The organism is Terriglobales bacterium, from assembly GCA_035487355.1.
In the GTDB taxonomy this organism is placed as follows: Bacteria; Acidobacteriota; Terriglobia; order Terriglobales; family Acidobacteriaceae; genus QIAW01.
In genome coordinates, this window is sequence record DATHMF010000118.1 from 18,337 (window position 1) to 28,784 (window position 10,448).

7 protein-coding genes are annotated in these 10,448 nt (G+C 55.4%); 3 read left to right on the forward strand and 4 right to left on the reverse strand.

The genetic code is table 11. The features are described from left to right. Window positions 1-521: 521 nt before the first annotated feature. From VK738_21850 to VK738_21860, 3 genes are all read right to left on the reverse strand, one after another. Complete coding sequence (locus VK738_21850) at window positions 522-2,978, reverse strand: Ig-like domain-containing protein (GenBank protein ID HTD25308.1); 2,457 nt, start codon at window positions 2,976-2,978, stop codon at window positions 522-524. 320 nt (window positions 2,979-3,298) lie between these two features. Next, entirely contained in the window at window positions 3,299-6,217 is a 2,919-nt protein-coding gene (locus VK738_21855) for a TonB-dependent receptor (protein HTD25309.1), read from the reverse strand. Window positions 6,218-6,488: 271 nt separating this feature from the next. Continuing rightward, entirely contained in the window at window positions 6,489-7,733 is a 1,245-nt protein-coding gene (locus VK738_21860) for an NAD(P)/FAD-dependent oxidoreductase (protein HTD25310.1), read from the reverse strand. Between the two features lie 170 nt (window positions 7,734-7,903). Between VK738_21860 and VK738_21865 the strand changes: the two genes are divergently transcribed. Beyond that, window positions 7,904-8,299, forward strand: a complete 396-nt coding sequence (locus tag VK738_21865; protein ID HTD25311.1) for a nuclear transport factor 2 family protein — start codon at window positions 7,904-7,906, stop codon at window positions 8,297-8,299. Between the two features lie 50 nt (window positions 8,300-8,349). On the opposite strand, the gene VK738_21870 is transcribed toward VK738_21865, so the two are convergent. Next, entirely contained in the window at window positions 8,350-9,162 is an 813-nt protein-coding gene (locus VK738_21870) for a TetR/AcrR family transcriptional regulator (protein ID HTD25312.1), read from the reverse strand. Between VK738_21870 and VK738_21875 the strand changes: the two genes are divergently transcribed. Both VK738_21875 and VK738_21880 read left to right on the forward strand, forming a co-directional pair. Further along, entirely contained in the window at window positions 9,125-9,877 is a 753-nt protein-coding gene (locus VK738_21875; GenBank protein ID HTD25313.1) for a glucose 1-dehydrogenase, read from the forward strand. The two genes, VK738_21870 and VK738_21875, sit on opposite strands and share 38 nt — an antisense overlap. Before the next feature lie 276 nt (window positions 9,878-10,153). Further along, the coding region (locus VK738_21880) for a hypothetical protein (GenBank protein ID HTD25314.1) at window positions 10,154-10,448 on the forward strand (295 nt) is incomplete at its 3' end.

Below are 10,448 nucleotides of genomic sequence, written 5' to 3' on the forward strand. Positions count from 1 at the left end.
ACAACCGCAAAACCTTTCGCCGCAGATGAACGCAGATCAGCGCGGATTTTTGGAGGGGATTGTGGCCCCCTCGGCCAAACAGGGTGGCTGGCGGATTTCATGAATCCGGCAAGGCAATGAATTTTCAAAGAACCCCAGGAGCAGAAGCCCCGCATTCTGGAATGCTGGTCTTTGCTTGCAAGGGCTTGGCAGCCAAAACGGCCCGGCTGTCTCAGCCCATCCAGCGAAAACAATGGGCGATAATTCCGCGAAAAGAAACGGTTTAGTGCCATTGTGATATCACAGTGGTATCAAAATCTTTTCAACGGCGGCAGGCAGTGCTGTAATGTGTACAGCATGTAATCGCAGTGCGGCGGCGGGCTTGGGCCGCCAGGCGCGGGCACTTACAAGTTCGGTGAAGGGGCGAGGACGCAAGGATGGCGACAGTTGTTGCACACAAAAACGAAGCACCGGCGGAGGCGCGAGTCAAAGCAGCTTGGGACATAGAATCTGGGGACAGAGAAGAGAATTCCTGGGCTGGGCTAGAAGGTCACGGTGAGCGGCAGGGTGCCGGTGACAGTGGAGGTTGCACCTGGACACAGGCTTGAACACATGGCTGTGATGTTGGTTGAGCCGAGGCCTTTGGTTGTCAGGAATCCGGTGGTGTCAATAGTGGCAACTGAGCCCGAGCTGGACCCCCAGGTCAGGTGGGTATCTTGCGTGAGGTCCTGGCTGCTGCCGTCGCTGTAGTTTCCGGTGGCGACCATCTGCTCGGTTTGACCGAGTGAAAGCAATGGTTCACCTGAACCTGTACACGGGTTGTTGGGATCGCAGGAGACGGTAATGCTCTGCAAAACCGCCGGATTCACCGTTAGGGCGCCGCAATTTCCGCCTCCGCTGGGGCAAGACACACTGCCTAAAGTTGCCGTGATGGTTGCCGACCCACCAGAGACCGCCGTTGCCAGTCCGTTTTGATCAACGGTTGCGACATTGACGTGATTACTAGACCACGCGGGGCCGAAAGCTGTTAAAAGTTGAGTGGTGCCGCCGTAGTTTGCAGTGGCCGAGAACTGCTGTTGGCTGCCGGGGCTGATGTTTGCCGAGGGCGGGTTGACGCTGATCGAACTGACGGTGATGACGGTCAGAGGCGGCGATGCTGATCCAGCCTTGCCGCTAGTGGGATCCGTGGCGGTGATGGTTACGGTGCCTGCGGTAACCCCGGTGGCTTCGCCGGGCGAATTCGGATCATTGATCGTAGCCACAGTGGCGTCCGTTGAACTCCAATTCACGAAGCTGGTGATGTCAGGATGAGTGTTGTCGCTATAGTTCCCTATCGCCTGAAATTGCTGTGTACCTGCAATGGGAATCGTTGTGTTTGAAGACGGTGGATTGGTCGGCACCGGACTCACCGCCGTAACGGTGATGGAATTCAGCGCAGCACTCGTAACCGTGAAGACAGTGAACGCCTGGAATCCGTTGTAGGTAGCACCGATGTTGGTCGTGCCGATGGCTGAGTTCGTGGTGCTCGCCAGTCCCGAAGTCGAGCCAATCGTGGCGACCGAGGTGTTGGAGGAAGCCCACACCGGACTGCCCGCTCCGCTGTTGGGGACCGTAACCGTTCCATCGGTGTAATGGGCCCTTACCGTGAACTGCTGGAAGGTTCCCTTGGGTTGCGTCGGGGTTGCCGGGGAGACGCTAATTGACTTGAGCACATGAGCTGTAACCGTCAACACGATCAAATTTGAAGTCACGAGATTATTGGGAGGATTGGTATTTGTGTATGTCGCGGTGATGTTCGTGTTGCACGGGTTAGGCACACTGGAGAGAGTGGTTGCTAAACCTGTTGATGGGTCTATTGCCGCACAACCAGCATTCGTTGAGTTCCAGCTACCGGTGCTAGGTAAGGATGACGTGGTTTGGTCGCTGTAGAACGCCAGCGCCGTAAACTGGCAACTGTTTCCGCGCGGGACATTGCTTGGCGTGCAAGTGGAAGGAGAGATAACGATGGAAGCCACAACTGCAGGAGTAACTGTCAACGTGACAACGTTGGAAGTAATGAGTCCGGAAATTGCTGTGATATCCGTCGTACCGGTTGCGTGGGTAGAGGCGATTCCACCGGTGGTACACAGGCTGGTGCAGCTTGCCGATGCACTGGTGATTCCGGCGACGCTGCCAGTCGCCGAGGACCATCTGACGTAGCTGGTGACATTCAAGCTACCCGCACCGAAAGTTCCCAGGGCAGAAAATGTCTGAAGGTCTCCTTTAGGTACAGAAGGCGGGGTTGCAGGTGGGGATAAAGGACTTATGCTGATGGCCGTCAACCCAACATTCAGATATGTGGCGCCGGTAACCGGACCGGTACCTGGATCAAACGTTGCCGTTACCTTGACGACTCCGGCCACAGTTCCCGTAGCCGTTCCGGTCGCATTGCCTGTGCTTATGATGGTGGCTTGCCCGCTTCCAGCCACATTGTTTACGACCCCCCAGGTCACCGGACTTGGAAAAGGCGGCGTCGTTCCATCGGAATAGTGCTGCGTGGCTGTATACGCCAGGGTCCCGGTGACGGTGACACTGGAATTGAAATTATTGATGCTAATGAACGAAAGTACCGCCGGTGCGGCAGTGAGCATCATAGTGAGCTGCGTAGGTGTGCCAATCCCTTTGATGGTTGCTGTTATGGTCACAGTGCCCGAGGGCTGGTGTGCAATGGCGAGTCCGTGAGAGCTTACGCTGATGGTTGTGGGGTCGCTCGAGGACCAGGCTACGCGTGAGCTGACGTCACGCACGTTGGTTGTTTGGGAGCTGTTCCGGAAAAAACTCTTCAAAACCGCCAGCTTAAGCGACTTACCGTTGGGGATAGGCTGAGGAGAGGCCGGGCTGAGGCTGAATCGCGCTGGTCCCACGGCCTTGCCTTGCGCCCAAGCGCCGTTCGTGCTCAATCCTATAAGAAGAATGCAGAGAACATTCCGCCAATCGCGCCAATGTTTAGTCTGTGACAAGAGCTGACCGCGCCTTTCCACACGGGGACAGGAGGTTTATGCACACTCAACTAAGGGGGACTTCGATATTATAAGCTAGTTTTATAAACCCGGATCCTAACTTTTTCACTCGGAAAAACTGCCACAGTTTGATCTATGTTGCCTACCTGCCGCAAGATAAAAATCTTTCTCCGCTCTATGCGTGCCGATTTGGTACATGACGGATGAGGAAGGAATAAACCATTTCCGATGGAGCGGAATCCATATTTTAGAGATGCGATCAAAACAAACCGGCCCGGGCAGTGGTGCCCAGGCCGGTTCGTTAGGTTTAGAGCACGTTTTTATTTCGGTTCTCTGGTAAGCGTCCAGCGCAGGCCAAACGAAACCGTCCGGTCGTAGAACTCGCGCTGAATGGGATAACGTCCGCTGCCTTGATAGAAGCCGAAAACTTCATTGTTCATATTCAGCAGTGAGACGATGGCCTGCGTGCCATGCCCCTTGGGAATCCAGTAGCTCATCTGGGCGTCAACCTGGGTGTGAGGATAGAGGTATGTATCCCCATTCGGCCCCCTGGGTCCGCCATCGGAGCCATCGGGAGCGAAGCTGCCGTAGCTGAAGATGTTGGCGTCGTTGTGGGTCACACCAATGCGTCCGGAGAAGCCCTTTTTGTCGTAGGTCAGATCGAAGTTGGCGTTGTTGGGCGCCTGGCGCAACAGTGCGGGACGATCTGTCCTGCCTGCCCCGGTGAGGTCGATGGGGAAGTTGGTTTGTGATTGGGTATAGCTGTAGTTGGTCCTTACACCAAGGCCATTCAACGGGCCGGGCAAGAACGAGAGATGCTGCTGCCATGAAAACTCGAAGCCGACGATATGTGCATGACCTCCGTTGATGGGCTGGGTTTGAAAGAAGCCGGTAAATTGCCCCGTGGTGAGAGTGGTTTTCACGGGAAAAATCGGATTCGTCAGATACTTGTAAAACACGCCGCCCGAGATTACGCCAAAGGGTTTGAGATAGTGCTCAATCTCAAGGTCGAAGTTCTGAGCATGCTCGGGCTTGAGGGCTGGATTACCAATCTGTACGGTACGATTGGCCGTGTTCGTGGCATCCGCGATGAGCTTGGGCGGCAGGTCGCCAAAGTTAGGCCGGGAGATCCCCATCCCATAGCCCGCGCGGACGATGGTGTTTTGATCCAAAGAGGACTGGATCTGTATGCTGGGCAGCACGTCAATGTAATCGTGAGTTCCAGGTACGGGCGTGATCACGGCGTCAAGGTTATTGTTAGAAAAGTCGCTCGGGAAAGATACGCTGCTGGCGAGAAACGATTCTGAAGTCCCTTCGATGCGCACACCAGCCTGAATGCGAATGTTTTCAAAGTTAATCGTATTCATGACATAACCGGCGTAGACGCGTTCGGTCTCGTTGAAGTCACCGCCTACATTGTTCGTGATGGTCCTCCTTTGATTGATTTGGAACTTGCTTAAAGCATTGCCGGGAAGATAGCCAGTGTTAAAGAAGTTCTGTATCTTGCTGAAATTGGTGGTTGGCCCGAATGTAGGGTAGCCCTGAAGGTAGTAATTGCGGTTGGTGAAGGTTCCGAGGGCATCACTCTCCAGCAAGCCCGGCACTGCGGTGGTATGGATGGCTTTGTAGAACACCTCATTGTTGAATTCAGATTTGCGGGCATCACGTACCTTGGCGCCGATCTCGAAGGAGCCATAGTGGGAACCGACACTGTATTGGCGGATCGCGTCGACAGATCCGATGATATCGCGCTCAAACGTGTGGGCATCTCCCTGGGTCAGCGTGTCGAGAACGTACTGCGTTGGGTCAAAGATGTTGGCATTCAGGGGCGTAATGTGGGGGGTGTGCGGATTGGCTGTGTTGACTGCGTACTGCACGGTGCCGTCGAGAAGACCACCAGGAGTAACGACAAAACCAGCGCTGGGAAATATTCCCGTAAATCGCGCCTGGCCGAGCGAAAGCTCATAGTTGATGATGGTCTTTCCAATGTCATGCCTTGCGCCGGTAACCACGTTGAAGATCCGCTGCTCAGGTTTGCGGGTTACATGGGCAAAGCTAGAGGAGCCGGTGTTGTCAGTCAGGGTTGGCGAAAGAAAGTTTCCCACGGCTGGCGAATAAATCCAATCCTGTCCGAAATCGTTAAACTCAGAGAAAAGTCCGCGGGCGTAAATTGAGGAAAATTCACCAAGCTTATAATCCACTGTGCCACCAAAACCGTAGCGGGTGCGGTCGTACCAGTAGTCGCGGTAGTCATAGCCGTTGGGTCCGGGGAAAAACGTGCCGGTAGGAACGGGATTACCGCTCGAGTCGAGGAGAGCTTGGCCGGTTGCGGGATCGGTACGCGCAATAGAGTTGAATCCCACTGAAGGCTCGATGTCATTAATGCCGCGCCCGTTCCAGTCGTAGCTGCCGCCAAAGAGTACGCCGAGCTTCTTGTCTTTGCCAAAGCGCTGGCCTGCAGTGCCGCTGAACTGGTCGAGCCAGCGTCCTGTATCAAGATGAGTGTAACCGCCCATTCCCAGCAAGCTGACATAGGGCTCGTCGGTCGCGCTCTTGGTAACCAGATTGACGGAACCGCCAATGGCGTCGCCATCCTGATTGGCAGAGAGGGTCTTGCTGACCTCGACCGAATCCACCAGGTCTGAGGGAATAGCGTCCAGTTTTACGTTGCGTACATTTTCCGGGGATGGCAGATGCACGCCATCCACCGTTACGTTGCTCAGACGGGGTTCGGTGCCGCGAATCTGTACATATTTGCCTTCGCCTTCGTCACGCTCCAGCGAGACGCTGGGCAGGCGGCCTACAGCGTCGGCGATATTGGTGTTGGGCAGGCTGGTGATGACCTCGGAGGGCAGCACCTGCAAAATGTTATCGGCGGTGCGCTGGCGGTTGAGGGCCTCGATTTCGCCGTGCTCGCGGCCGGCGGTAACCGTGACTTCTTCGCCCTTGGCTTCAACTGCAAGCGTGGCGTCCACGTTTGCGGTCCCACTGGCGCTGACGTCTACATCTTTAGAAAATGTTGTGAACCCTACGTAGGTGATGGTGACGGTGTAGTGTCCAGCGGCCAAACCGGTGATGGCAAAATCGCCCTTGCTGTTAGAGGCGGTGGTTTGTCCGGTGGGCTGCAGCTCTACGCGCGCGCCTTGCAGGATCGCGTGGGTCGAATCGGTCACGCGCCCGCTAATGACGCCATTGCGCTCCTGCGCCGTGGCCTGTGCGAGGCAGAACAGGGAGATCATTGAAAAAATTGAAGTTAACAAAAAAATCTTACGGTGGAGAAAATGCATGGTTCCCTCCTAATATGGGTTGAGGATCAAAAACTATGCGCAGATAGTAGAGGAGGTTTGTAAACGTCCGGTTAGAGACAGATGAATAGGAGGTTAAAATTCACTGAAGAAAGCCTGAAGGAAATTGCCATCCGTGGATACTGATTTTGGAAGAAAGCTATTTTACATCTCTTCAACCAGCCTTAAACCATTTCATTTTTCTTCCAGTTTCTTCCAGGGCTTTCTATCTGCGGGCTGAGAGTCTAACCGGAGCACTCACTCGACGGTGATTTCTCGTGAGAATCTGTTGCACATTTTCTGGTGCAAAAAACTCCTGCACCGGTACAGTGAGAGCAAACACCCCGAAGAAGCGGCGGGCCTGCTCGGGATTTTCCCGCAGTGCGGCGAGAAGTTGCTGCGTCTCGGGTGGAGGCGGCTCCAGCGTCGCGAGTTGCGAGGTGAGCTCGTAGAAGGGAAGAGCAGTCTGGTTGCGCTGCTGCTCGTATCCGGCCAAAGCCTGCTCCAGCGGCTGGCGGCCACTCAAGCCGGCGTCAATGGCCTCGGCCAGCATTTCGGCGCTACGGAAGGCATCGGTGATTCCCGAGGCTGTGCACGGATCTTTCTGATATCCGGCATCGCCGACCAGCGCCCATCCGGGGCCGTAAGGCTTGCGCAGATAACCTGGGATCGCCCCGCCAACAAACTTTGACTCACGGCGGCAGCTTCGCAATTGCTCAAACAGATCGGGCGCGCACTCGGCAATAGACCGCATGTAGTGACCTTCGATATCGGTGCGGACCATCGGCAAATCGCGCGCGGCAAATGCTGACCCAATCAGCGTGAGATTGTCATTGGTGTTATAGGCGAAGATGACGCGATGAGGACGCAGCCATAGATGCCAGCCCATCATCCGTATGCCGCTCCAGTAGGAGTACCACGAGCCCTCCAGCGGAGGCTTGTTGTTATACTCCGGAGCCTTCACCGCCTTGGCAACGGTTGAAAACATGCCATCGGCGCCGACGGTAATGCGGGCGCTTTCCGTTACCATGGCCCCGTTCTTTCCGTGTCCGCGAATCCCGGTGACCCGGTCGTTTTCCCAGAGCACTTCCTGCACCGAGAAATTTTCCCGCAGCTCCGAGCCTGCCTCGACGGCTGCCTCAACCAGAATCGGATCGAGCACCTTGCGGCGTGGCGCGTAGGCCTCTTGCACCCCGCCTTCGGCCGGAGGAGGCGAACCTGTAAGGGTGAAGGCGCCGTAGTCAAAATAATCAGCGGTAATAGGAGGACAACCGGTGGCGGCAAGTTTATCGAGCAATCCCCAGCGCTTCAGCCTGGCCGTGCCCGTCTGATGGACAAAGTGATTGGAAAAAGCCATATCACTGGGGAACGCCCCGCGATCCACCAGCAAGACCTTGTAACCTTTGCGCGCCAGCAGCAGGGCCGTAGGCGAGCCGGCACAGCGGGCGCCAACAATAATAGCGTCATACATGGGGGAAGTCTCCTGATAGCCTAACTACAAGTGGTGTTGCAGAATGGAAATACGTATCAGGTACGGAAATACATATTTCCCGGATTGCAGGAAACGGCAAGTTTTGTAAAATGCCCCGAAACGTTTGGACGTGAAGGATCACTTCTTAGGCCACGGAGAGTTCAAAATTCATGAAGACCAACCTGGAAATCATCCAGAGTATTTACCTCGGGGATGCAGAGCAGAATGCGAAGAATCTGCAGGCCATTCTCGCACCCGAGTTCGAATGGAGAGAGGCTGCGGGCTTCCCCTATACCGGGACCTTTCACAGCTTCGAGGAGATTGTGAAAAACCTGTTTGCCCCGCTCGGGAGCGAATGGATTGGATTCCGCGCGCACGCCGAAAAATTTTACGATGCCGGCGAGACCATCATTACAACCGGCTTCTATCACGGCACTTATAAGAAGACAAATCGCGCCATGGAAGCCGCATTCGCACATGTGTGGACTCTGAAGGATGGCAAGATCGTCAAATACGTCCAATGCGCCGATACCAGGAAAGTTTGGGAGGCGATGGAGGGAAGCTGAAAAGCGCTCGTCGAAAAATAGGAGACCTCGCGTGGCGGATGATGCATTTTTCAATCCTTTAAATCGTTTGAGAAATGCCTGTCGACTTTTCGCCCATTTTGCTCTGGCCAGGCCCGCAATGCAGTTTGGATCACCCGCTGTAATTCTTTACGGCTTGCCCCGCCGGCAGCCTGAACCGCCATTCCCTGCGACACCGTTGCAATGAAGCGAGCCAGATCGGCAGGGTTTGAATCGCGGGGAAGGTCGCCCTCGGCTTTTGCGCGCTTGAGACGCCGGTGTATTTCCACCTCGCCTGCAGCACGGCGCGAAATCAGCTCCCGCCGGATCGAGTCGCCTTCTTTTCCGCAGGCAAGCGCGCCCTGCACGTAGAGACACCCTCGGGGATTGTGCGGATCGGTCACCGAGCCGGCTGTTCCTTGCAGCAGTCGTTCGACAACTGCGCGGGCGGTCGGCTGGTTCAGTGCTTCACGAACGTAGGCTCCAGGCCCATGGACATAACGATCAAGCGCCTTGCGGAACAGGCCTTCCTTGTCGCCAAAGGCGGCGTAGAGGCTGGGGCGATTGATGCCCATGGCTTTGGTCAGATCTGATAAAGACGCGCCCGCATAGCCTTTGCGCCAGAACACCTTCAGCGCACGGTCAAGAGCCTGATCAACGTCGAAGGCGCGAGGACGCCCCATGGGACCGGCGGACTTCCTGGATTTCATACTGTAGTGTTTATGATAATACTTTTTTCGTACCCATCGGTACAAAACTTCCTGAAACTTTGGTTCGCATTCGACATCTTTACTGTACGGTACAAAGTGCCGGCACAGGAGAGACATCATGTCAAAGAAACTTGCAGGTAAAGTTGCAGTGATCACAGGAGCATCCAAGGGAATTGGCGCTTCGATTGCCAAGCATCTGGCAGCCGAGGGCGCAGCGGTTGTCGTTAACTATTCATCCAGCAAAGAAGGCGCCGAGCGCGTGGTCAAAGAAATTGTAAGCAATGGCGGAAAAGCCGTTGCCGTGCAGGCCAATGTAGCAAAACCGGCCGAGATCGAACGCCTCTTTTCTGAGACGAAGAAGGCATTCGGCAGACTCGATATCCTGGTCAACAATGCGGGTGTCTACGAATTTTCGCCGCTGGAAAGCGTTACCGAAGAGCATTTCCACAAGCACTTCAACCTGAACGTCCTCGGTCTGGTGCTGGCATCGAAGGAAGCCGCCAAATATTTCGATGCTTCAGGCGGCAGCATCATCAATATCAGCTCGACGGCCAGCTCCCTCACACCTCCCAATACCACGGTCTATACCGCTACCAAGGGGGCCGTGGATGCGGTAACCAGAACCCTGGCCAAGGAATTGGGTCCGCGCAAAATCCGTGTGAACGCCATTAACCCTGGCATGGTCGATACCGAAGGAGTTCGCGCAGGCGGATTCGACCAGGGCGACTTCCGCAAGCAGATCGAAGCGATGACCCCGCTGGGACGCATCGGCCAAGTCGAGGACGTTGCTCCTGCCGCTGTTTTCTTCGCTTCGTCTGACTCTGGCTGGATCACCGGCGAAACGCTGCGGATTGCAGGCGGCCTTCGTTGAAGAAGCTCGGGCAGGCATCAGGCAGTCAGCTCTATTGCGGATCATCGAAGGACGGTGTAATGACAAGAAAGTTGTGGGAACCGCGATAGAGTCTGCCGTGCCCGGGGCGAGTGGTTGATCTTGACAATTAAGCCCGCAAATGGCTAGATTGGCGCGCACACCATTATTGGATTTTCGGGGCGGCTTCCGCCTCAGAGGGGTATGAGCATCTCTCCCAGCTCAGGCCTTTCTATCCAATACTCTTGCGCTAATCTCAAAACAATGTGGAGGATTTTCATGATGCATCCATGGGCCATTCGCAAAGGGTTTCTGTTTCTTATGGGTCTGTTTCTGCTTACGGTTTCGCATAGTGCGAAAGCCGACGACGATCGCATACGGGTGACGCAGGTACAGACCGATTACGTAGCCAAGACGTTGACGATCGCGGTTTCTGATCTCGACAAAGCAAAACATCTGGCGGCGCCGAAGGTTCGGCTGGCGGGATCACCGCTGGTGGTTGTGAACTCGGTGGTCAACAACATCGCGCACACCGGCGTGATCACGGCCAATCTACCGTCGCCGGTTCCCACCG

Excerpts from the sequence above, each read along its gene's own strand:
- VK738_21855 (HTD25309.1), bottom strand. The coding sequence starts at position 6,217 with ATGATCTCCCTGTTCTGCCTCGCACAGGCCACGGCGCAGGAGCGCAAT.
- VK738_21860 (HTD25310.1), bottom strand. The coding sequence starts at position 7,733 with ATGTATGACGCTATTATTGTTGGCGCCCGCTGTGCCGGCTCGCCTACG.
- VK738_21865 (HTD25311.1), top strand. The coding sequence starts at position 7,904 with ATGAAGACCAACCTGGAAATCATCCAGAGTATTTACCTCGGGGATGCA.
- VK738_21875 (HTD25313.1), top strand. The coding sequence starts at position 9,125 with ATGTCAAAGAAACTTGCAGGTAAAGTTGCAGTGATCACAGGAGCATCC.